At 58.8% G+C, this 571-nt stretch carries 1 pseudogene; it reads right to left on the bottom strand.

Annotated features, from left to right (window positions below):
- Nucleotides 1-571, bottom strand: a pseudogene (rpoB, locus tag AC1DWI_RS25880) (DNA-directed RNA polymerase subunit beta); the annotation flags it as partial.

Here is a 571-nt window from a genome sequence, read left to right as displayed (position 1 = left end):
CTCTTGCTCGGCCTGGCCGAGGCGCTCTTTCACGGCCTTTTCGATACGTGCCAGACCAGTACGGTACTGGTTTTCAGCGAGTTCGCCGACACAACGCACGCGGCGGTTGCCGAGGTGGTCAATGTCATCGACTTCGCCGTTGCCGTTGCGCAGATCCACCAGGATTTTGACGACAGCAAGGATGTCCTCGTTGGTCATGACCATGGGGCCGGTGGAAGAATCGCGGCCGACGCGGGCGTTGAACTTCATGCGGCCGACCTTGGACAGATCGTAGGTATCCGGGTTGTAGAACAAGCGCTGGAACAGGGCCTGCACGGCATCTTCGGTGGGCGGCTCGCCGGGACGCATCATGCGGTAGATGGCGACGCGCGCAGCAAATTCGTCCGCGGTTTCGTCGGAGCGCAGGGTCTGGGAAATGTACGAACCCTGGTCGAGTTCATTGGTATACAAAACCTGCAGATCCTGCACGCCGGCAACGCGCAGCTTTTTCAGCAGCACTTCGCTCAGTTCATCATTGGCCTTGGCGATGATTTCACCGGTCTCAGAATCAACGATGTTCTTGGCGACCACA

The organism is Polaromonas sp. P3_C2 (assembly GCF_056402675.1).
Note: the sequence above shows the minus strand (reverse complement) of the source record. Positions and strands in the feature narration are given on the sequence as shown.